This is a genomic window from Streptomyces sp. DH10, assembly GCF_029813805.1.
In the GTDB taxonomy this organism is placed as follows: Bacteria; Actinomycetota; Actinomycetes; order Streptomycetales; family Streptomycetaceae; genus Streptomyces; species Streptomyces coeruleofuscus.
The window spans coordinates 183,736-204,867 of sequence record NZ_JARVKU010000006.1 but is presented as its reverse complement, the minus strand read 5'-3'; the positions used below and the strand labels follow the sequence as shown (position 1 = coordinate 204,867).

At 67.6% G+C, this 21,132-nt stretch carries 21 protein-coding genes, 1 tRNA gene and 2 pseudogenes; 12 read left to right on the top strand and 12 right to left on the bottom strand.

Annotation, left to right across the window (positions count from 1 at the left end; translation table 11 throughout):
* Nucleotides 1–75: 75 nt before the first annotated feature.
* Genes QC385_RS15220 through QC385_RS15200 form a run of 5 tightly spaced genes read right to left on the bottom strand, consistent with a single transcriptional unit; the run spans nt 76 to nt 3,898 of the window.
* Nucleotides 76–1,389 (bottom strand): cytochrome P450, encoded by a 1,314-nt coding sequence (locus QC385_RS15220; RefSeq protein ID WP_279541830.1) that lies wholly within the window; start codon nt 1,387–1,389, stop codon nt 76–78.
* Nucleotides 1,386–1,991 (bottom strand): GTP-binding protein, encoded by a 606-nt coding sequence (locus QC385_RS15215; RefSeq protein WP_279541829.1) that lies wholly within the window; start codon nt 1,989–1,991, stop codon nt 1,386–1,388. Before QC385_RS15215 ends, QC385_RS15220 begins: the two co-directional genes overlap by 4 nt.
* A complete protein-coding gene (locus tag QC385_RS15210; RefSeq protein ID WP_279541828.1) occupies nt 1,966–2,343 on the bottom strand; it encodes a DUF742 domain-containing protein in 378 nt (125 codons plus the stop codon). The genes QC385_RS15215 and QC385_RS15210 overlap by 26 nt, the downstream gene beginning before the upstream one ends.
* Nucleotides 2,340–2,741, bottom strand: a complete 402-nt coding sequence (locus tag QC385_RS15205; RefSeq protein ID WP_279541827.1) for a roadblock/LC7 domain-containing protein — start codon at nt 2,739–2,741, stop codon at nt 2,340–2,342. The genes QC385_RS15210 and QC385_RS15205 overlap by 4 nt, the downstream gene beginning before the upstream one ends.
* Nucleotides 2,738–3,898 (bottom strand): sensor histidine kinase, encoded by a 1,161-nt coding sequence (locus tag QC385_RS15200; protein WP_279541826.1) that lies wholly within the window; start codon nt 3,896–3,898, stop codon nt 2,738–2,740. The genes QC385_RS15205 and QC385_RS15200 overlap by 4 nt, the downstream gene beginning before the upstream one ends.
* 692 nt (nt 3,899–4,590) lie before the next feature.
* Between QC385_RS15200 and QC385_RS15195 the strand changes: the two genes are divergently transcribed.
* On the top strand, nt 4,591–5,547 hold the full coding sequence (locus tag QC385_RS15195; protein ID WP_279541825.1) for an IS481 family transposase: 957 nt from the start codon (nt 4,591–4,593) through the stop codon (nt 5,545–5,547).
* A 400-nt stretch (nt 5,548–5,947) separates the two neighbouring features.
* Here the strand turns inward: QC385_RS15195 and QC385_RS15190 are convergent, their stop codons facing one another.
* Both QC385_RS15190 and QC385_RS15185 read right to left on the bottom strand, forming a co-directional pair.
* Entirely contained in the window at nt 5,948–6,874 is a 927-nt protein-coding gene (locus tag QC385_RS15190; protein ID WP_279541824.1) for a hypothetical protein, read from the bottom strand.
* A gap of 249 nt (nt 6,875–7,123) precedes the next feature.
* The gene (locus tag QC385_RS15185; RefSeq protein ID WP_279541823.1) at nt 7,124–7,411 is read right to left on the bottom strand and encodes a hypothetical protein; all 288 of its coding nucleotides are present in this window, start codon (nt 7,409–7,411) and stop codon (nt 7,124–7,126) included.
* A gap of 1,290 nt (nt 7,412–8,701) precedes the next feature.
* Between QC385_RS15185 and QC385_RS15180 the strand changes: the two genes are divergently transcribed.
* The 5 genes from QC385_RS15180 (at nt 8,702) to QC385_RS15160 (ending at nt 12,966) form a co-directional block, all read left to right on the top strand.
* Nucleotides 8,702–9,760 (top strand): bifunctional DNA primase/polymerase, encoded by a 1,059-nt coding sequence (locus QC385_RS15180; protein ID WP_279542074.1) that lies wholly within the window; start codon nt 8,702–8,704, stop codon nt 9,758–9,760.
* A complete protein-coding gene (locus QC385_RS15175) occupies nt 9,757–11,286 on the top strand; it encodes a DNA primase family protein (protein ID WP_279541822.1) in 1,530 nt (509 codons plus the stop codon). The genes QC385_RS15180 and QC385_RS15175 overlap by 4 nt, the downstream gene beginning before the upstream one ends.
* A 190-nt stretch (nt 11,287–11,476) precedes the next feature.
* On the top strand, nt 11,477–11,860 hold the full coding sequence (locus QC385_RS15170) for a DUF6009 family protein (protein WP_279541821.1): 384 nt from the start codon (nt 11,477–11,479) through the stop codon (nt 11,858–11,860).
* A gap of 83 nt (nt 11,861–11,943) precedes the next feature.
* Nucleotides 11,944–12,016, top strand: a tRNA-Gly gene (locus QC385_RS15165).
* 431 nt (nt 12,017–12,447) lie between these two features.
* Nucleotides 12,448–12,966 (top strand): YceI family protein, encoded by a 519-nt coding sequence (locus tag QC385_RS15160; RefSeq protein ID WP_279541820.1) that lies wholly within the window; start codon nt 12,448–12,450, stop codon nt 12,964–12,966.
* 49 nt (nt 12,967–13,015) lie between these two features.
* Here QC385_RS15160 and QC385_RS15155 read toward each other — a convergent pair whose 3' ends face one another.
* Nucleotides 13,016–13,399, bottom strand: coding sequence for a hypothetical protein (locus QC385_RS15155; protein WP_279541819.1), 384 nt, complete (start codon nt 13,397–13,399; stop codon nt 13,016–13,018).
* 290 nt (nt 13,400–13,689) lie between these two features.
* Here QC385_RS15155 and QC385_RS15150 point away from each other — a divergent pair, with 290 nt between their 5' ends.
* From QC385_RS15150 to QC385_RS15135, 4 genes are all read left to right on the top strand, one after another.
* Nucleotides 13,690–14,292, top strand: coding sequence for a hypothetical protein (locus QC385_RS15150; protein ID WP_336621293.1), 603 nt, complete (start codon nt 13,690–13,692; stop codon nt 14,290–14,292).
* A 63-nt stretch (nt 14,293–14,355) separates the two neighbouring features.
* Nucleotides 14,356–14,835, top strand: a complete 480-nt coding sequence (locus tag QC385_RS15145) for an ATP-binding protein (RefSeq protein ID WP_279541687.1) — start codon at nt 14,356–14,358, stop codon at nt 14,833–14,835.
* Between the two features lie 145 nt (nt 14,836–14,980).
* The gene (locus QC385_RS15140) at nt 14,981–15,442 is read left to right on the top strand and encodes a MarR family winged helix-turn-helix transcriptional regulator (RefSeq protein WP_279541818.1); all 462 of its coding nucleotides are present in this window, start codon (nt 14,981–14,983) and stop codon (nt 15,440–15,442) included.
* 99 nt (nt 15,443–15,541) lie between these two features.
* The gene (locus QC385_RS15135; RefSeq protein ID WP_279541817.1) at nt 15,542–15,829 is read left to right on the top strand and encodes a hypothetical protein; all 288 of its coding nucleotides are present in this window, start codon (nt 15,542–15,544) and stop codon (nt 15,827–15,829) included.
* Nucleotides 15,830–15,951: 122 nt separating this feature from the next.
* Here the strand turns inward: QC385_RS15135 and QC385_RS15130 are convergent, their stop codons facing one another.
* Complete coding sequence (locus tag QC385_RS15130) at nt 15,952–16,146, bottom strand: hypothetical protein (protein ID WP_279541816.1); 195 nt, start codon at nt 16,144–16,146, stop codon at nt 15,952–15,954.
* A 410-nt stretch (nt 16,147–16,556) separates the two neighbouring features.
* On the opposite strand from QC385_RS15130, the gene QC385_RS15125 reads away from it, so the two are divergent.
* The gene (locus QC385_RS15125; RefSeq protein ID WP_279541815.1) at nt 16,557–17,414 is read left to right on the top strand and encodes a class I SAM-dependent DNA methyltransferase; all 858 of its coding nucleotides are present in this window, start codon (nt 16,557–16,559) and stop codon (nt 17,412–17,414) included.
* 103 nt (nt 17,415–17,517) lie between these two features.
* On the opposite strand, the pseudogene QC385_RS15120 reads toward QC385_RS15125, so the two are convergent.
* Nucleotides 17,518–18,477: pseudogene (locus QC385_RS15120) on the bottom strand (phosphatase PAP2 family protein); the annotation flags it as partial.
* A 150-nt stretch (nt 18,478–18,627) separates the two neighbouring features.
* Here QC385_RS15120 and QC385_RS15115 point away from each other — a divergent pair.
* A complete protein-coding gene (locus QC385_RS15115; RefSeq protein ID WP_279541814.1) occupies nt 18,628–19,155 on the top strand; it encodes a hypothetical protein in 528 nt (175 codons plus the stop codon).
* 11 nt (nt 19,156–19,166) lie between these two features.
* On the opposite strand, the gene QC385_RS15110 is transcribed toward QC385_RS15115, so the two are convergent.
* Together QC385_RS15110 and QC385_RS44230 are read right to left on the bottom strand one after the other, a co-directional pair.
* Entirely contained in the window at nt 19,167–20,393 is a 1,227-nt protein-coding gene (locus tag QC385_RS15110; RefSeq protein ID WP_443032907.1) for an IS110 family transposase, read from the bottom strand.
* Nucleotides 20,394–20,963: 570 nt separating this feature from the next.
* Nucleotides 20,964–21,080, bottom strand: a pseudogene (locus QC385_RS44230) (phosphatase PAP2 family protein); the annotation flags it as partial.
* Nucleotides 21,081–21,132: the final 52 nt, after the last annotated feature.

Sequence of the window (21,132 nt, the reverse complement as noted above, 5' to 3'; positions counted from 1 at the left end):
CCTGGTTGTTGAAGGTTCATGCAGTAGGCGGTTTCCGTCGTCTGTTAGCTGTGTCACCCATCGCCGAAGAGCGCCTCACGTCCTCAGCCAGGTGAGGAAGGAGCTCCACAGTCCACCGCGTCCCTTGGCCGGAGCGTCGGGCGTCGGGCGCTGTGATGTCCGCGACGGCTGCGGCCGGGCTTCGCGGGGTGGCGCGGCGGGGGTGAAGCGGGCGGGCAGCTGCGCCAGGGCTCGGTTGAACGGGCCGGGGCGCCAGGTCAGGCTCTCTTCGGGGACCGCGAGTTCCACGTCGGGCAGCTCGTTGAACAGGTGCTCGATGGCCGCCAGGGTGATCAGTCGCGCGGGTTCCTTGGAAGGGCACGCGTGCGGCCCTGCGCTCCAGGCCAGGTGGGCCCGGTTGCTGCCCGCAGAAGTGGCGTTGGCGGCCTGGAGACTCACCAGCACCAGGTCGCCGGCTGCGAGCTTCTGCCCGGCGAACTCCATGTCCCGGGCTGGGTAGTGCGGCGCGTAGTTGGACATGGGCGGGTTGTGCCACAAAGTGGCGTCCAAAGCCTCCTCCACCAACCCGTTCTGCGCGTACCGATCGTTGGTCAACAGCAGGTGGAGGGTGTTGGCGATGAGGTTGCGCAGCGGTTCCGCTCCGGCGCCGAGCAGCAGAACGAGCTGGTGTGACATCTCCACATCGTTCAGCCGGGCCGGGTGCTGCATCAGCCAGGATGTGACGTCGTCGCCCGGCCTGGTCCGCTTCAGGGCGACCAGTTCGCTCACGGCCTGAGCGAGCACCTCGTTGGCCTTTTCGGCGTTGATTCCGTCGAATATGCCAGAGATGCCGAACATGACCCGGTCGCCGATCTCCGCGGGGCAGCCGAAGAGCTCGTTGAAGACGAAGAGCGGCAGTTGCTTGGCGTAGTCGTTCAGCAGATCGGCCGAGCCGCGGGCGCGGAACTGGGAGATGAGATAGCGAGCGACCCGGTCGACGCTCTCACTCAGCTGGTGGCTGCTGACCCGTGCGAAACTCTCGGTGACGGCCTGGCGCAGCCTCAGGTGCTCGGCGCCGTCGGAGAACATGCAGTTGGGCCGGTGGGCCAGCAAGGGAAGGACCGGGCTGTCCGGGCTGATCCTGCCCTCGTTGAGATCTCGCCACCGGCGGGCGTCCTTGCGGAAGTCACCCGGATTTTGCAGCAGATCCAGCGCTGCCGCATAGTCCGTCACCAGGGTTGCTTCTACACCGGGGGCCAACTCGACGGGGGCCGTCGGGCCGTGGTGGCGCATATAGGCGTAGTAGGAGTGCGGATCGGCCGCGAACTCCGGCGTATACATGGGGACCCGCTGACCGCTGCCGTGCGCGGGGCAGCCGGGCGGTGGAACGGGGGTCGGTTCGCTGGTCATGCATGCTCCAGAGCGGCGCGTTCGTGTAGGTGGTGAACGAGAGTGATCAGCGCCTTCGCCGATGAACTCTCGTCCCGTGCGTCGATGACGACAACCGGAGTGTCGGGTAGAAGGTCGAGCGCCTCCCGCAGCGCCGTCTCGGTACGGGCCGGCGTGCCATCGAAGCGGTTCACAGCGATGGCGTAGGACAGCCGGTACTGCTCGATCAGGTCGATGACGGCGAAGGAGTCCGCCAGCCGTTCGGGATCGACAAGGATCAGGGCTCCCAGGGCGCCGCGCGCCATATCCTCCCAGACCTGGATGAACCGCTGCTGCCCGGGCGTGCCGAACAGATAGAGCACCACCCGGTCACTGATCGTCAGTCGTCCGAAGTCCATGGCGACCGTGGTCGTGGTCTTGCCCCGCACGCCCTTGAGGTCGTCAACCGCCTCCGCCACGCGTGTCATGTTCTCTTCGGTGGACAGCGGGGGAATCTCGGAGATCGTGCCGATGAAGGTCGTCTTGCCGACGGCGAAGTGCCCGACGACGAGGATCTTCACCGCGGTCTGCGCAGCACCGCCGGGGACGTAGGCGCCCTCATCCAAAGCGCGCGTGGAGTCCATCCAGCACCTCCTGGAGCAGCTGTGCGTCGGCGAGATGCGCCCGGGGCACGGGCGATCGGGTGGTCAGGTAACCCCCTTCTGCCAGGGAACTGAGGAGGATCTTCAGTACGCCCAGGGGGAGTTTGGTGTGGCCGGCGATCTCGGCGACGGAGAGGTAGCCGCCGGAGCACAGGTCCAGCACTTGCTGTTCTTCGGGAGAGAGCCGGGTGGGGCGCTGCCGCTGATCGCTCGCTGTCGTCACAAGAGTGATCAGAGAGAACTGGTCCTCGGCGGGCAGATCACGCCCGCGGGTGATGACGTAGGGGCGTACTAACTCAGCGGCTTCAGGTTCATCGGGGGTGTTTTCAGTCATGAGCGGTGGCCGATGTCCTCGCGGGGTGGTGTCGACAGTTCCTTGCCCAGCCGGCTGACCAACTGCTGCATGCGGAAGGTGATGTCTGCCATGTCGATGTCGGGGGCCGCCGAGACCGCGAGGTAGGCCCCGGCACCTGCCGAGATCAAAAAGACCCAGCCGCCGTCGAACTCCACCAGTGTCTGACGCCACTGCAGGTTCTCACCGTCGCAGAAGAATCCCAGCGACCGGCTGAGCGACTGCACACCGCTCATCGCGGCGGCTACTGTGTCGGCCGAGTCTCGCCCGAGGTCCTTGGTACGGGCCATCAGCAGGCCGTCGGCCGAGACCAGGACCGCGTGCAGGGCCCCGGGAATCTCCAGGGCACTGTCCAGCATCCATGCCAGGTCTGTATTCACGAGGCGGTCTCCGGTCCCTTACTTGCGTCTGCGTGGCTCGGTCGCCGCATCGCGTCCGGCGATGCGGCACGGCCGGTCTCGGTCCCCCGTTGAAAGGCCCCCATGGTCGCCGCCGTCTCCTCAGTGGATCGGGTCGGCGTGCGCTGAGCGCCGGGACTGCTTGGCACCACAGCCATGGGTCGTTCCTTGCGCCTGCGCCTGGGCAGCCCGTCGGCGGTCGTCTCCAAAGCGTCCGCCTGGGCGCCGCCCGAGCGCTCTGCCCCATCGAGAGCCGCTGATGGCTTCTTCGGCTCCGGCATGCCGGTCAGCAGCTCCTCCGGTATGAGCACCACCGCTCGGACACCGCCGTAGGGAGAGGTCGAGTCGACGGAGACGGTGAAGCCGTAGCCCTGACAGAGCGCACCGATCACGGCGAAGCCGAACTGTGGCGGATTCCCGAGCCCGGAGACCCCCGCGGCGCGAGCGCCGGACAGGAGTTCCGCTGCCTTGGCCTTCTCCTCCTCGTTCATACCGACACCTGCGTCGTCGACCACGATGCAGATGCCCTTGGGCACGGACCGCACGTTGATCTCGACAACGGTCTCCGGAGCGGAATAGCTCGTGGCGTTGTCCAGTAGTTCGGCCACGGCCAGGGCGACCGGCTCGACGGCCCGGCTGGTGACGGCGAAATCAACCTGCGACAGGATCTCGACCCGCTGGTAGTGGCGGATCCGTCCCTGCGCACTGCGGATCACGTCGTAGACCGAAGCCGGATCGCGCTGCCGGCCGAGCCACCCCTGGCACAGCACAGCGATGGACTGCGCACGCCTCCCGAACTGGGAGTTCATGTGGTCGATCTCCAGCAGATCCTGGAGGATCAAAGAGTCCCCGTACTTGGCCTGCAACTTGGAGATGACCAGCTGCTGCTCGGCCGCGAGCCCCTGGAGGGTCCGCATGGCGGACTTCAGCACCGTCTTCGTGGCTGCCTCGGCCCGCGCCTCAGCCTCTCGGACGACCTCGGCGTAGCCTCCCTCCAAGTCGGCGTACGCGGACTTGAGCTCCTTACCCCCCTGGCGTAACTTCCGTATGGTCTTCCGCTGCCGAAAGATGACCGTGGCTGCAACTGGGACACCGGCGACAACCGCCCAGACTGCCGGATCCTGCATGTATTGCGTCATATGACTCTCTTTAAGCGACTGAAGCCAGTTGCTGAGAACTTTTCATGACGAGCCGGGCGACCTTGTTCCGCGGTTTCGCCGTCCCTGACCGCCCTTGCCGCGGTGATTCGCTGGAGCTCGTGGCCCGCTCGGCAAGTGCCCGGATCATATCATCGGGCTGCGCTGACGCTTCGTCAGAAAGCCTTATTTACCGTCGACTTGACGGAGATCTAGATACTGCTCAGTGAAGAAGTGGTATGCACGCTCGCGAAGCCCGACCCGCCCGCGCCCGGCCGTGGGCAGCGGAGGTCGTGAGCCCCCTGGAGGGTACGCGCGGCCGATTTCCGGCCGCTCGTCCGAATCCGCTCGTCCCGACTGTCAGTGATCGCCGCAACACTCTGAGGAGATCACTGAATGGGGAGGGCGGACCGTGCCATGCACGCCGATTGGGGAACGGTGTTCTCCCACCTGCCGGACCTCGGGTGCGGGCGGGCGTGGGAGGCGGTGTGGAGAGTCCGGCCGCCCGCACCGATCACCTGCGACGAGTGCCGGCACCCGATGCACGCCAAGCGGTCCCCCCCAGCGGCCTGCGGTTCTTCGCCCACGCCCTAGGTGTATTGATCACGAGCGTTGTTGACGCTGGCCGGGCTTGATCATGGCGAAGGCCTCCGGGTGTGGTGGAGGTGTCGAATCTTCACCGCACGGAGGCCTTCGTGTCCCACCGTAATGCCCGGCTGACCGTTCACGGCAGGCGACTGCTGATCGAGCGTGTCCGCTCCGGTCGTCCTGTAGCGCATGTCGCCGCGGAGATGGGCATCTCACGTGTCACGGCCCACAAGTGGATCCGCCGCTGGCGATCGGAAGGCGAGCCAGGGCTGCACGACCGTCCCAGCCGTCCCCGGACGACACCGCACCGCACCCCGGCAGCGGTGGAGACGCGAGTGTGCCGACTGCGGCAGGCCCGCAAACTCGGCCCCGCCCGGCTCGGGCCGATCCTGGGCCTGCCCTCATCGACCGTGCACCGCATCCTGGCCCGCCACGGCCTGAACCGCCTGGCCCACCTGGACCGGCCCACCGGCCAGGTCATCCGCCGCTACGAGCGTGACCGGCCGGGCGAGCTGGTCCACGTCGACGTCAAAAAACTCGGCCGGATCCCCGACGGCGGAGGCCACAAGGCCCTGGGCCGCCAGGCCGGCCGCGCCACCCGCAGCGGCATGGGCTTCGACTACATCCACTCCGCCGTCGACGACCACTCCCGCCTCGCCTACAGCGAGATCCACCCGGACGAGAAGGCCGCCACCTGCGCCGACTTCCTGCGCAGGGCCGCGGCCTTCTACGCCGCTCACGGCATCCGCCGCATCGAGCGAGTTCTGACCGACAACGCCTGGCCCTACCGCAAGAGCTTCGCCTGGCGGCAAGCACTGGCCGACCTCGGCGCGGCCGGCAAGCTGACCCGCGCCTACCGGCCCCAGACCAACGGCAAGGTCGAACGCTTCAACCGCACCCTGCTCGACGAATGGGCCTACCAGCGGCCCTACACCAGCAACACCGAACGCACCGCCGCCCTGGCAGACTTCCTGCACACCTACAACCACCACCGCTGCCACACCGCACTCGGCGGCCACCCACCCATCACCCGCGTGAACAACGCTCCAGGTCAATACAACTAGGGGCCCCGGAATGCGCCCTCGCCGGGAAGACGTTGGCGCGGCCCGGCGGACTGATCTCGGCGGTCCGCCGGTAGAGCGCCTCCCGGTTCCCCAGATGGTGGAATCGGTCGAGGTGATCGACACGGTCGTCCGGGGCGAGGCCCGTACGACCACAGGGCGGGCGTCCTGTCCGGGGTGCGGGTGCTGGTCGGGGCGATCCTCGAGGACAGGGAGCGGTCCCGCGCAACGTGCGAAGGAACGCGGGACCGCAAAATCCGGCCGTCCTGTCCGAGCCGGGCACTCGGACCGTACGACGCCCACCCGGCGGATGCACGCCCGGCGCTCCATGCGGGGGATCACCGCACCAGCGTCCTCGTCGGTCAGCCACGCCGTCGCAGATTTCGTGTTCAGTGTGGGGTGATCAGTGGATCGCCCGACACGGGCTCTTGGCCCGATAGGGGTCGGTGAGCAGGTTCTGCGTTGCCCATTCGGCTCGCCAGCGTGCGGCTGCCGGACTCGGGGCACGCCCGCCCGTGTAGAGCACGGGCGTGCCGTCCGCGCGTTGCCAGTCGAGCGACCAGCGCCATAGTCCCAGCCTCGCGGCCTGGCTCCATAGCGGGCGTGAGTCGAACGGCGCCGGGTCGATCTTGGTCCACACCAGGAGGTCGGTTCCCGGCACGGGGAGTCGCGAGCTGGCACAGATGTGGTCAGCTCCGGGGGCCTGCCACAGCAGAGGGGCGGGCAGCACGTCAACCGTCGACAGCTCTGCCGCGTAAGCGATCAGGTCAGCAACGTCCCAGACCAGGGCCAGTGTCAGGGCGGCGCGCTGCAGCGGTGGCCAGTCGCCGGGGGCTTCCAGCAGCAGCACGTCCACGGCGTCGCCGACCCGGTCGTCGTCCAGCCGCCTCTCGGCCTCGTACTCCGCCATCGTCCGCGCCTGGAACTCACGGCGTCCGGCTGCCGCCTCCTCCACCAGTTCCAGCGCCAGCGCCACCATCTCGCCGCTCACCGACAGCGCGACCCCCAGCTCCCGCAGCTGCTCCGGCGCTAACTGTTCCAGCAGGCTCTGCAGGTGGCCGGCGACCGCCGTGTTCACCGCGCTCAATTGAGGCCGCTCGAAATTCGGAACCTCCGGGTGGCCCCACAGGTGGGCCAGCTCCCACAGCTCCAGCAACTCGCGGACGTCGACCAGGCCCTCCACCTCCTCGGCGTAGGCCAGGGCCGCGTCGACCACAGCGAGGGTGGCCGTGCGCTCTGCGTTGACGTGACCGGCGAAACGGCACAACGCCGACGACCGGCCGCCGACCGGACCCAGCACCACGCCGGCATTCTCGAACCTCTTCGCCATGCCGCCTTCCCAGTCACGGTCAGCCGACTGTCACGGTCCGTCTGCCAGTGCGACCCGCCCAACGTCATCAGGGCCTCGCCGAGGACGCTGCGGCGCGGCAAGGTCATGTGCTCGGACTGCCTTGGGGTCTTCGGCCCGGCGGACGAAGACTGAGCATCCGGCGGCCGACAGTGGCGGACCCCGGCGATCCCCACACGAGGGGGTGTCGCGGCCCGCCGCTAAGCCCTGGTGCCCGAGGACGCGTACCACTCACAGCAAACCGTCCTGGCCCGGGTCGAGCGTCCTGACCGCCTTGCGGATGTCCCACACCGGGCACTGAGCCGGCGCGTACGAGCCCTGCGGAGTCCACGACAGTATCCCGACGGGAGGGCCGGTCGGCTCCAGCCCTTCCGCGCGGATCTGTTTGGGCGTGCAGAGGTATGCGGGCAGCGTCTCGCTCGTGTACGACGGCAACGGCGGCGGCCCGGCCTGCCTCTGCCGGTACACCGGATCCCCGAACAGGTCCCAGTCAGGTCCGGTGTGCCGATGTCCGGCCATAGGCGGCCGTCGACGCGCAGGGCCGTGTGTTTGATGTCGGCGACCGCCTCGGCCAGTTCCTCGCGGGCTTCCTGATGGTTCATGGCGGCAGTCTGTCGCAGCGGCGAGTCCAGATGCGGAAGAACGAGGCAGGAAGAAGTCTGTCTTCCCGACCGAGCCCTGCTGCACGAGCAGCGAGCCAGCCTCGGTCGGGCAGCAACGAGACGTAGCGATGCCCCGTCCGTCCGCTGCAACGGGACTGCCAGCCGTCGCGCAGCGGCACCGGTTGTTCTGCCCCCAATAACCCGGTTCACCTGGTGCCTCCGGCTCCGGGCTCGGCGCCGGGGCCGGGGCCCGTCCTTTGGCTTGTTCTGTTGTTCCAGAACAAGCCGACTTAGATGGTGCTACCTGATTGATCGCGAAGGCACAAAGAAGGTGCCACACCGGGGGTGAAGCGCCTGGGGGGGCTTCGCGGGCTCAGGAGCCCGCTGCGGGGCTGGTCAGAGTCCTCGGTGGGGTTGTAGCCGGTGGGGGCGATGTTGGTCACTGTCGGCCAACATCTGCGTGGACAGCGGCCCCACGGAACGACCTGGCGATCAGTGACTGTGTCCTCTTTGGTCCCTGCTACTCAGTCCCTGGACAAAAGTGCAGGTCAAACGGGCATGGGGCTCAGCAAAGGGACTCAAGGGACTCTCGTTCGGAATTATGAGCCTGTCTTGTATGCAGGTACGCGCGGGCGCATCTGCCTGTCTACAGGTTGTAGCTAGCTCATAATTGGGGATTCCAGTCCCTACGGTCCCTTGCAAGTGGTTCATTGTGCCTCCGACCTGCGGAAATGTTCAGGGACTGTGGTGAGGGACCAAGGGCTGCGGCAGGCGACTGCGTGCCTGCCGCTCCGTGGCGGGTCGGGCGGCTGTAGCGGCCTGGGGGCATCGCTCGGTGATAAGTCCGGCCTTGTTCACGGCTCACTCGGGCTTCAGTCCCTCGCCGCGCGGCAGAGCATGCGCTTGCCAGTTATGCGATATCGCGGTCCCTCCAGCCACTCTCAATTCGGACATTGCACTCATGGGTTATGCCGTGGAGCGGCTCAAGGGACCGTAGGGACCCGAAAGCTGATAGGCCGCCACGCGGGGGAGCTGCCGCCCACCATCGTTCTTGGGTCCTAGACTCTCTTCCGAAACACAGTCCCTACAGTCCCTTGGGACCCTCACTACAGCATGCGGTCACTGCACCAGCTGGGACTGTCAGGGACTGAAGGAAAACGAGAACCTCGAAGAAGGACGACGCGTGCCCGGCCCCAGCGCGACGAGAGTGCCTGCAGGCCCTGCGAGGCCTGCCACACCGCATGCCGTTGCCCGGTGGTGCGCTGAGCAGGGCTGGCCTGTCCATCCCCTTGCGCCGGGCCGCAAGACGCCCGCAGGAAACTGCGTAGCCTGCAAAGATCAGCACCACCAGCCGGCCGGCTGCCCCTGCCTTCCCGCAGGCCGTCCATGCCACGGCTTCCACGCCGCCACTACCAACGCCGCGCGCATCGACGCCTGGTGGTCCCGCACGCCGACCTGGGGCGTCGGTGTGGCCTGCGGGGGAGCCGACCTGATCGTCATCGATATCGACGCGCACTCCGCGCCGGTCCCCCACCGCAACCGCCTCCTGCCTGGCATCGCCATCCACGACTCTGTCAACCTGGACGGTCTGGCGTCCGGCTTCGACACCCTCGCGCTCCTGGCGGCACTACGCCGGCAACCCAGTCCCGCCGACGACGACAGCACGCTGCGCGTGCGTACCCCCTCCGGTGGCCTGCACGTCTGGTACCGAAACCCCCACCCAGCCACACGCTTCCGCTGCTCGGCCGGATCCAGCTCCAAGGTCGCCCTTGCATGGCAGGTCGACGTACGGGCTGACGGCGGCTACATCGTCGCCCCCACCACCCGCACCACCCAGGGGACTTACCTGCGCGAAGGGCCGACCCGACTGCCTGCGCCCCTGCCCGAATGGCTCGGCGAAGAACTCGTCAGGACCGGCCACGTGATCCAGCGCCCACCGGTCCGCCCCAAGCCCGAGGTCCCCCGCGCCCGCCGTCCCCGAACCGCTGCCGGCGGACAACGTGTCCTGGACCCCTTGCTCCAGGAGGTCGCTGAGTGCGCGGCCACGCGTGAAGGCGCGGCCTTCACCGAGAAGCTCAACAAGGCCGCATACACCGCCGGAGGACTCACGGCAGCCGGGCATCTCGACGAACACACCGCACGAACCCAACTGCTCGAGGCTGCCGAAGCTGCACGCCCCTGGCAGAGCGCCCGCAACGAACGCATCGTCGACGACGCCCTCGCCGCCGGGGCCGCCCGCCCGCTCCACCTCGAAGGACGTTCATGAGCAGCGCCGAGACCCCGCGCTTCGACGCCAGCGCCGCCGCTCAGCAGATGCTGGACCTCGAACAGGCCACCCCTCCACCCGCAGCCCTGCCCGCCCAGGCCAACACCTCCCCAGCCACCCCTTCATGGGCGGAGCCAGCCCTCTTGCCCGGCACGCTCACCGACCGCGGCAACGCCAAACTGTTCGTCAAGCTCTACCGCGACCAATTCCGCCACGTCGAAGGCCTGGGCTGGTTCTCTTGGGACGGCTACCGCTGGAAGCGCACCGGCGGCGAGAAAGCCGCCCTGTGGGCCGCGGGCGAGATGGCCGAGGACATGCCGGACAGCGACCCGCGCGGCCTGTTCAGCGACCGCGAGCTCCACCACCACAAGAAGCGCACCCTGTCCACCACCGGGATGAAGGCGCTCCTCACCCAGGCCAAGGCATCCCCGGACCTCTCCGTCGATCCCGACACCCTCGACGGCGACCCTTACGCCTTGTGCACTCCCGCCGGCGTCGTCGACCTGAACACCGGCCTGCTCCGCAAACCGGACCCCACCCGCGACTTCCACTCCCGCGCCACCAGCGTCGCCCCCCAGCAGACCCCCACCCCGCGCTGGCACCGCTTCCTGCACGACACCTTCGGCGACGACGCCGAAGGCCAGGAAATGATCAACTTCCTGCACCTGCTGCTCGGCTACTCCATCACCGGCGATGTCGGCGCGCAGGTCCTGCCCTTCCTCCACGGACACGGCAAGAACGGCAAGTCCGTCCTGCTTGACACCATGATCCAGATCCTGGGTGACTACGCCGACGCCGCCCCACCCGGATTCCTCATGGACCGCGGCGCATTCTCCGAGCACTCCACCGAACTCACCGAACTCCACGGCCGCCGCCTCATCGTCTGCAGCGAACTCAAGCCCAACGACAAGTTCGACGAAGCCCGCGTCCGGCTCCTGACCGGCGGAGACAAAATCAAAGCCCGCCGCATGCGGCAGGACTACTTCTCCTTCAGCCCCACCCACCACCTGTGGCTACTCGGCAACCACCGCCCCGAAGTGTCCACCGGCGGCTTCGCGTTCTGGCGCCGCATCCGCCTGCTGCCCTTCGAACGCACCGTCCCCGACCACCGCAAGATCGACAACCTGGCCTTCGAACTCGTCCGCGATGAAGGCCCCGGCATCCTGCAGTGGCTCATCGAGGGCGCCCGCCGCTACCTCACCACCCGCGACAGCCTCGAAGGCCCCGACCGCGTCCGCATCGCCACCACCGCGTACGCCAACACCGAAGACCACATCGGCCGCTTCCTCACCGAATGCTGCACCCGCGACCTCGAAGCCCAGCCCGACCTGCGCGTCGAACAAGGCCTCCTCTACACCACCTACGCCTCCTGGTGCAGCAGCGGCGAAGGCATCCGCCCCGCAGGAGCCCGCGCCTTCGCCACCCGCGTCCGGCAAGAGGTCGGCCTCGCCTCACCCGCCGACATGATCAAATCCAACGGCCGCAAGTACTACCCCGGCCTCGCCCTGCTGGACACACCCTCATGAACCAACCCCCGCACCACCACAGCGAACCACCGCGCCACCGCCCCGCCCATCAGGGCACCCAGATGCCCCTACCCGCCCTCAACGGACCGGCCTACCATGAAGCCGCCAGGGCAGGCTCTACAACAGGCGGCACACCACACCACGAGGCGGACCGCCATCCAGCCCCGCACACCAAGGAGGGCAACCAGCTATGAGCTCGCTACTGACCGAAGGCGATCTCACCCACGAAGCACACGTCGTGTGGCTGGAAAACCCCGAAAACCTCGACTACGTCCGCCAAGCCCTCGACAAGACCCCCCGCCGCCGCAACAAACCCCGCTACGCCCGCGACGGCCGCATGGTCGGCTACGCCGAACTCGACGACCACGCCGAAGCCGACCCCGACAGCGGCCTCTACCGCCGCCGCGTCTTCTTCCTCCTCCCACACGACCGCGACGCCCAACCCGAAGGCCTCTACCAAGAAGGCGCCCCCGGAGAGGCCGTCGACCCCCGCACCATCGACGTAAGGAAGGTAGGGGAGAAGACCCCCCGCTCACAGAGGGGCCCTGCCGCCATAACCGGCACACGCGCATAACTTCTCGCGCGGCGCAGCGCGCTGGTTGCAGTACTGCACTACATTGATCTTGAGCGTGCCGCAGAAAACTGCAGGTGTGCCTCGCGCTGGTGGTCCAAGGAAAGACGCCCCACTTCCTGTGGGGAGATGCAGGTGCAAGGCCTGCCCGGCGCTCCAACCAAGACCGCACCCCAGACAACCGGGGTGCGGTCTCTGCGTTGATGACGTCAGCGAGACGCACTCGGGAGCGTGGAACCAGGCCTGCAGGCGACCGGCCTGTTCCGGCAGACGTGGCTGCGGGTGCTGCCGCGCCTGGATGCCGCAAGCCTCTGGCTGGCTCCCTCCTCGCGAGTGCCGCACCTGCGGGTGCCTTGCCCGCACTCTTGCGGGTGGTTTCGTAAGCGAGAGCGGACAACGTTTGTCGACGGTTGCGGACAGCACTTTGGCGATCAACGCCGCAGAAATGTTGACGAGAACCGACAACGCTTTGGCCGCCAGTGAGGATCTCCTTGTCAGCCACGCCTGCACTTGGGGCTGGCATACCCGCTGCCGCTGCGAGAGGCTGACCCATCACGGGTTGATCTTCAGCAGACGGAGGCTACGAGCTCATGGCAGCATCAGGGAACCAGCTCTTACCAGCAGCAGGTGCATACGAGATCGATCAGGCGGCATCAACGGTCCGCTTCGACACACGCGCCATGTTCGGGCTGTTCCCAGTCCGAGGTACCTTCGCCATCGGTCATGGCCGCATTACTGTGGCGGACCCGGCAGAAGAGTCATTGGTGCACGTCGCAATAGAGGCAGGAAGCTTCGAGTCGGGCAATCAGCAGCGTGACGACCACGTCAGGTCCTCTGACTACCTCGACGTGGCTCGGCATCCCGAGATCGGCTTCCGGAGCCAGCGTCTGGAACGATCCGGCACTGATGCCACTTTGTACGGCGAGTTGACCGTATGTAGGGTGACTCAGCCGATCGCCGTCACACTCGGCACGATTGCCCATGAGGGCAAGCGGATGACGGCGGGCGGCACTACCACGATCGACCGGTACGCCTTCGGCATCACCAAGGCCAAGGGCATGACGGGGCGGCATCTCAAGATCACTTTGGAAGTCGTCGCGCACTGCTGAACCGATCGTGGTGCTAAGCAGCGCACGAATCAGCGTGACAATGGTGAGGTCAGCCTGCGGCGTCCTGCGCTCGGGCCGCCCTGGTGCTGGCGAGCCGGTAGGACTCCGTGCCGGTCTCGATCTCTGCTTCGGCCCCCGGCCGGTGGGACTGCGGAATGAACGCGTGCACCACCCCGCGGCCGGCCTCAACAGCGATCTGGGGCCGTCGGTCGGCGACATAAGCCCGCACCATCGGATAGGTCACCGCCTCCGCCCCGTGCTTGTCCAGGAGACGGTCGAAGATCCGCTTGACCGTGTGACGCTGCTTGCGCGGAGCATCCAGATCCGACCGGAGCATCTCGTCGATCAACGGCTTATAGGCATCCAGGCGGGTGCCGCGCGGCCGCGGCTTCTTCCGCGGCTCCGGCCAGACCGACTCCAACGCGGCCTTCACCGTGCGGAATCGACTCCGTACTCACGCATCAAGGCCCGGTACGACATTCCTGCCCGGGCGTCACGGCGGATCGCCGCAGTAGAAGTCGACCTTGGACTTCGGTGGCGCCATCGCAGCCTCATCCCGCAGAGCACGTCCATGCTCCCACCGCAAACCCTCAAGCGTTGCCAGAACTCACAGACATCGCCCTCCAGCGAAACAAGGCGTTCACGCCCCTGAGCGACAAGTGGTGTCGAAACCCGTCAACAAAACCATGCGGGTGGGCGGAGAAGTACGCACAGCGCACCCGCGTGGAACGCGCCGGCCGCGGCTCCGCCCGCGTATCGGCGGTCTGCCTGCACCACGGCCCCTACACGGCCACCATCACGCCCGCCGGCGGCGGCTACCTCGACCTCGCCACGCTCTACCGGAACATGGTCAAGGAACTCGCCGCGCTCGCGGAGACCGGCGTCCTTCAGGTGATGGTCAAGGGCACCGACTGGATGCCCGGGAGCCTCCTGGTCGACGGCGCGCTCCAGGCGGTGGGTCTGACCCGCGGCCAGCTGCCTGCGCGCCTGTTCTGCCCCGTGATCGTCGCGGAGACGGGCGCCAAGCTCTCCAAGAGCCTCATCCGCTCCGGAGAGGCGGCGTTGCCCGCAGGCGCCGAACCCTGGATGCTCGACACCAGGAAGTGGCCCGGCACCGTGGGGGAGTTCGCGGACCGCCTGCTGAACCTGGCGGAGCTGCTGCTGTCCCACCCCCGGCACTTCTTCCGCTCGTACTCGGCTGCGGAGCTGTCCCGGCTGATGGCCTTACCCTCAGGGAGCCATGTCGGTCATACTGGCACGTCAAGACTTCCCCCCGGAGTGCTGCCCCCGCCTGGCGCGGGTAATGCTTTGGTGACTAGGACGTGAGGTGTGTGCCGCGGGTGGGTGGGTACGCGCGGGGCGTGATCGGGGCATTAGAGGCGGGCCGTGATGGAACCAGTGTCGGTGAGTGAGGACGGCGCGGTACCGGATGAGCGGGCCATACAGACCACGGTGGCCCTGGAAGGTGACGGTACGTGCATCGCCCGCGCCCGCCACCTCGCCGCGGACTTCCTCACCCGCGTCCAGGCCGAGCACGGCCTGCCCATATCGCAGCGCGCCATGGACCTCACCCGGCTGGTGGTCAGCGAGCTGGTCACCAACGCCCGCAAATACGCACCCGGCCCGGTGCTGATGGACCTGCGCGTCACCGGCGACACGGTCGAGATCGTGGTGTGGGACTGCGATCCGGTACTGCCGGTGGCCCGGGCCGCCGACGCCGGGCGGGTGGGCCAGCACGGCCTGGAGATCGTCATGGCCGTCGCCCAGGGCTTCGAAGCGCAGCGGGAGCCGGTGGGCAAACGCATCACCGCCCGCATCGCCCTCCTGGACGACCCCGGCGGCGCCATCACCGGGCGACGGCCCCTGTAGGACAACGAAGCCGCCCTCCGCCATGGCGCGGGGCGTGGTCCGGCGGAGCGGCGGGCCAGGGACGCCTGCAGCTCCCCGAGAAGGACATCGGACAGCGCCGCGCCCTGGGGATGCTTGAGGATCTGCTCAGCCCTGAAACGATCAGTTGGCTGTCCGTGCTGATTCCGGCGGCATCGGAACTCACGAATGTCGAGATCAGCACCTGATCCTCAACGTCGGCCGGCTGGTGCGTGCCCGGACCCCGGAAGGCCCTCAGGTGGTGCCGCTGACCGAAACCGAGCGGCAGGTGATGCGGGTCGTCGACCTGTACCCCGGGGCCGCGCCCAGCGAGATCGCCCGCCGCACCCGGCTGCAGCGCACCAACGTCAGCACGGCGCTGCGCAGCCTCGAGGGCAAGGGGATGGTTTCCCGCGCCGCCACCAACGGCCGCAGCATCGCCGTGCGCCCGACCGAGCGTGCGGCGGCCAACCTCCGGGTGCTGCGTGCCGCCTGGGCACAGGAGCTCGCCGTTATCCTGGGCGACGACCTCGACACGGTCCGGAAATGCACCCACCTGCTCAGCCACCTGGAACAGCGGCTCACCGCCGACGATCAAGGCGGTCCATGACCACACGAGACCCACTGGGTCGTCGAGCGGGCCTGGCCTGGCTCCACCAGTTCAGACGACTGTGGCTCATTCTGAAACCATCAGTAAGAAGGGTGATCAATGCATCATTCCGATGCAGAACTGCTTGACTTCGACAAGAGCGTGCTCGCGGACTGGGACGAAGAGCAAGCACACACTGCGCTCCACGGAGAAGCCAGGGCTCTCTACCGCAATCACCTGCACATTGCGATGCACCTCGACCAGTGGGCTGAACGGGTGAGCCAGCAGGATGTGGACGACACCAACGCTCCTCGCATGGACGGCTTCAAACAGGCGCTTGAAGAAATTGCAGCGCACTTGAGGCAGACCCACTACCTGCCCGGAGGCCCGCTCCTCGGCCCTGTCTGACCCGCTGCCGCACCCCGGGCCGCATAACGCGGGGCCTGAGCGGCTCTTCCTCGGCAGATGGACGGGCCCCGCCCGCTTTCACCGAGACGGAGGTGCGCGGGCTGGCCGCCGCGGTGCATGGTTCAGGGTGTTGACGCTCGGCCGATGCATTCCAGATCGTCCAGATGATCGAGTAGATACAGCAGGGCCCCAACGCCGTTGATCATTGCTGAGGCCAGCATCTGCAGCTTGGCTGACACCTTCAAGCCTCCTGTCATCCGCAGGAATGGGGTTTCGCGGTCTCCTATCAGTTTCGTCAGCGCGGCTTCGATCTGCACCGGTTGCTCCGGCTTGCGCGCTAATCGGCTTAGGGGTGCGGTTCCGACTCGATCGGGCCTTGCCCGAATGGTGACTTTGGGTGCCTTCTAGGTGATGCCTGTCAAATGGAGGCAAGAGGGCCACCCTGGGGCAAGTATGTTCGGGCGTGGGGTCGGTGACCGTCGGCAAGGCTGCGCAGGTGCTTGCCGGCCCGCAACCACGAGTGGTCCGGAAGACAGGCCCCGAAACCCGATGGCCGTGGTGTCCGCACGGCGGCGTATTTCGTGTGCGGCCGCCCATTACATTGGCCCTCGGCCCACCCGATTCCGGCCGGTGCGCCGTAAGACTCAGTCGGTCACCCCCACGATTTCATCCCCTGTCAGAGGCTGCTCCCCGCATCGGGGACACCCCTCGTTCGGAAGCCACTGCCATGACCCAGGATGCGAAGTCCCCGAAGAAGCTGCGGCGCAACCGCTCCACCCTCACCCACAAGGTCGGCTACGCCCTGACCCACCCCCGCCGTGTCGCCCCATATCTGCGCCGCGCCGCGCGGGACACCTGGCTGCGCCTCAAGCACCCCGACCACGTCGGCTACTACCGCGCAGTGATGGCCTCGGACACCCGCCGCAACCCGGAGGCAGCGGTCGGCAGCCAGACCCGTGAGCGCTGGCTGGCCCTGGGACAGATGCAGTTCGACTACCTCATCGAGCACGGACTGCGCCCCGAGCACCGGATGCTCGACATCGGCTGCGGCAACCTGCGCGGCGGCTGGCGCTTCATCGACTACCTCGATCCGGGGAACTACTACGGCATCGACATCTCGCCGGACATCCTGATCGCCGCCAAGAAGACGCTGGTCGAGAGGGGGCTCCAGGACAAGCTGCCGCACCTGACCATCACCGGCGACCTCACCCTGGATTTCCTGCCCGATGACCACTTCGACGTCGTGCACGCGCACAGCGTCTTCTCCCACTCGCCGCTGGAGCTGATCGAGGAGTGCCTGGCCCACGTCGGCCGCGTCCTGACCGAGAAGGGGTTCTTCGACTTCACCTTCGACCGCACCGAAGGTAGCGAGCACCAGGTGCTGCGGGAGGACTTCTACTACCGCACCGAGACGCTCCTGGGCGTGGCCCGACAGCACGGTCTGTACGCGCGCTTCATGGACGACTGGGAGCAGCGGCCCCACGGCCAGTCGAAGATCCGGGTGAGCCGCTCTCCGCTGCCGGACCCCGGCCAATACGGCGCACTGCCCCCGCACCAGTCGCCGGTGCGGGCCCTGCCGGCGTAATGCCGTCGTGGGTCAGGCCGGTATCGGGAGTACATCCGTCAATGACTCTCGTTGCGGCAGTGATCAGATGCTGCAAAGGCTGAGACAGCACGCCGTCCGATGATGCAGGCTCTCCGGCCGCTGAGACGGTCCCGCACGGCGTGACGTCGCCGCCTGATGGCCGGCGGTTGCTGGCAGGGGTAACCGGGTGCTCTGAGTGGGACGTGTACCGGCAGGGGGTCGGGTGGGCCGGTACCCGGGGCGAGCGTGTCGCCGACGAGATCGTGTCGCGTGCCATGGCCTCCTCCTCAGCCGGGGGGCGTACCAGCACGGCCGGTGAACCGGCCGGCGCGAGCGCCCAGTGGCCGCCAGGTGAACCGGCCGGCGGGAGCGCGCAGTGGCCGCCATGTGCACGCCACAAGGCTCGCAGCTGGTCGCGTCGGTCGTGGATCCACACCTCGGCGCGTTCGATCAGCGGCTCGAACCACGGTAGCGCCAGCAGGATCAGCAGCCCCGCGGCCCAGCCGAGCAGGACGTCGCTGAGCCAGTGCGTACCGAGGTAGACGGTGGTGAGGCCGACACCGAGCGCCATGCCCGCCGACAGCGCGGACAGCCAGCGCCGCGCTGTCGGGGCCGAGGCCAGATACGCGAGGATGCCCCAGGTCACCACGGCATTGGCGGTGTGGCCGCTAGGAAAAATATCGCCGCCCAGACCCATCTCATTGGAGCCGATCACGGTCGCGTAATGCGGGCCGAGGCGGCCCATGCCGATCTTCGCTGCACCGACGGTGACGTTCAGCAGCAGCAGGCAGGCACCAAGCGCCAGCAGCGGACGCAGTACGTGCTGCCGCCACGAGCGCCAGCCCAGCCATGCGGCGACCAACACCGCGGTGGGTCCGCGCTGGCCGAACACCACGTAATGGTCAGCGAAGGCGTGGATCTGCGGCCACTGCTGGTACGGCCGAAAGAACATCAGCTGCCAGTCGAGCCGGACCAGCCAGGACGTGGTCAGCACAGCCCAGACGATCACCAGGTACAGGCCCAGCGCCGCCGTGAGCAACAGACACCTCAGGCGTCTAACTCGTCAAGCCGGGCGGCTGTGAGCGTCTGAACAATCGAACACTGTCGGCTCGCTGCCTCGGGCTTGCGTGCGACTCTTCGGTCGCGCAAGAGTGCGGGTGACGCGGAGCTCGAGGCTCATGGCGACGGGACGGGGGCCGGACGGGTGTGCAGGATGGATGTGGCCGCCAAGGACGCGGCGATCGCTCGGTTCCTCCACGAGTATCCGAACGCAGCTGATACCGGCCGTGGGCATCCTGTCCTCAACGGGTGCGAAGAGGTCCGCTGGTCGGAATTTGCCGAGTGTCCTGCCGCGCTCCCGGTCCTGTTGTACGGCCTTCTCGATCAGGCCGCCGCGGCTGAGGCACAGCGTGTGCTGACCAACACCCTGTTCAGCATCGCCGAGATGAACCCGGCCATGCCGGAGGTCCTTCCCAGTCTGCTTCGTCTCGCAGGCGACCCGCAGGTTCCTGAGCAGTCCGGATTGCTTCAATGTCTGGTCATGGTCGCCGACTACTCCGAGCCGATCGATCCAGGCAACGAGGCCATGGTGCTGTGGTTCGGCAGCGATAGCGATCACCCAGAGCGCGAGCAGTGCAGGGCCGTATTCGCGCAATACGCGAGTGTGGTGGCGATGCTGCCAGAGGGCCTGATCAACCCGGACAGCCAGGCGAAGCTTCGACAGGCCGCCGGACTTCTGTGAGATTGTCGCGTTCAGGCTACCGGCGCGACCGCAGATGCTGGTGCAGGGAAGGCCACCGCTTCGTCGAAGCGGTGGCTGTGCTGGAGGCAGTGGTAGAGCTGGCCGAGCATTCGGTTGAAGAGGTTGCGCTGAGCAGCGGCGTGCCAGTCTCCGTGATCGTCACGGCGGCGCCGGTAGTGGGCCTTGGCGCCGGGCGAGGCGGTTATGGAGGCGAAGGCCCAGAGGTAGCCGGCGTGGTTGAGCCGGTCGTTCTTCACCCAGCGCCGGGTGATGCTCGACTTCTTGCCGGAGGCCCTGGTGATGGGCGAGGCACCGGCGTATGCCTTCAAGCCGCGGGCGTCCGCGAAGCGGGTCTTGTCGTCCCCGATCTCGGCGAGCACCCGGGCGCCGAGCTGGACGCCGAGGCCGGGGAAGCTGAGGATGATCTCAGCGTCCGGGTGCTGAGGGAAGGCCTCTTCGACCGCCACGGTGAGGTCGTCGGCGGCGGTGCATGCGGCCTCCAACTGGACCAGGAGGGCGAGCATTTGCTTGCCCAGCGCGTCCTCGACCAAGGGCGACTGGTGGGCGTAGTCGTCGCGGAGCCGCTCGGCCTCGGCCGTGATGCCGCGCTTGCGGCCAGCCCGTTTGAGCGCGGCCTCCAACTGCGTGCGGGTCAGCCGCGCGGCCCGGGTCGGAGTCGGGGCCGCCTTGAGGAGCTCCCGGGCCTCCGGCCGGCACAGGCCGTTGCGCCAGGGCTCGAAGGCCGCCAGGGCGGCCGGGTAGTACTCCCGCAGCAGCGAACGGAGCTGGTTGGACAGCTGCTGGCGGTTCCACAACGAGTCCTGCTGAGCACGGGCGAGAACGGCGATGGCTCGGCCGAGGTCGCTGTCGTTGGGCAACGGCCGGTGGGCGTGCATGTCGGTGCGCAGGATGTTCGCGAGGACCAGGGCGTCGCCAGGGTCGGACTTCTTGCGCGAGACCGAGTGCCGGTCACGGTAGCGGGCGGCGGCCATCGGATTGATCGCGAACACCTGCCGCTTGCCGGTCCGCAGCACCGCGACGAGCAGGCCCCGCGAGGTCTCGATCGCGACCGGGATCGGGTTGTCCTCGCTGTCGCCGTACTCGACCAGCAGGTCCAGCAGGATCTTGTAGCCCGCGGCGTCGTCGGTGATGTGCCGCTTGGCCAGTAACTGGCCGCTGTCGTCGACCAGGGCAACGTCGTGCGTCCGCTCGGCCCAGTCGATGCCGCAATAGATCAAGATGTTCCTCCCCACAGTGCAGTTTTGCGCAGGTCACGAGCTCATGCGGAACCACGCGGCGACCTAATCCCAGGACTCGGCACAAGGGCCGGTCCGCCACCTCAGTAGCCGTTCGTGGCACCAGCTCACCCCACGGGCCTCGGTCCATCCGGGAGCTCAGACGGCTCGGGCTTCTCAAGAGGTCACCGTGCAGCGGGCTCGCACCACCAACACCAACGAGTGATCAAGGTGCGGGTGTTGACGCTCGACGGTGCTGGGCGGCGCCGATCTACCTCAAGGTATTCAAGCCAGGCGATTTGGAAGGCGTACGCCCAGCACCGACGAACATCAACTTCCGCACTGTGGTGACGGCCGAGAAGGCGCCGAACGCCGCGCGGTCTACAGCGAGGCGTCAAAGCCCGGCGTGATTCAGGCATCCGCTCGGCACCTGCCAGGCCGTCACCACAAGCCGCAGGGCTGTCCGCCGCTCTGTGGCGAGACACCGTATGTCCGGATGCGGTCAGGCATGACGGCCCTGCTGTTCGAACAGTCCGGGGGTTCCTGCACTGCCCCGACCCGTCCTTACATGGGGATTAGGATGCGGTGCCGGCTCATCTTCGGCACATCAATACGTGCCGGCCGCTCCGGCTCACGGTCCAACCGGGCCAACAGCGGGGCCATCGCGGTGAGCGTTCGCACGGTACCCACCCCAGCGACGTTACATGCTGTGAACAGACGCTACCTGTCCGTGCTGACCTCG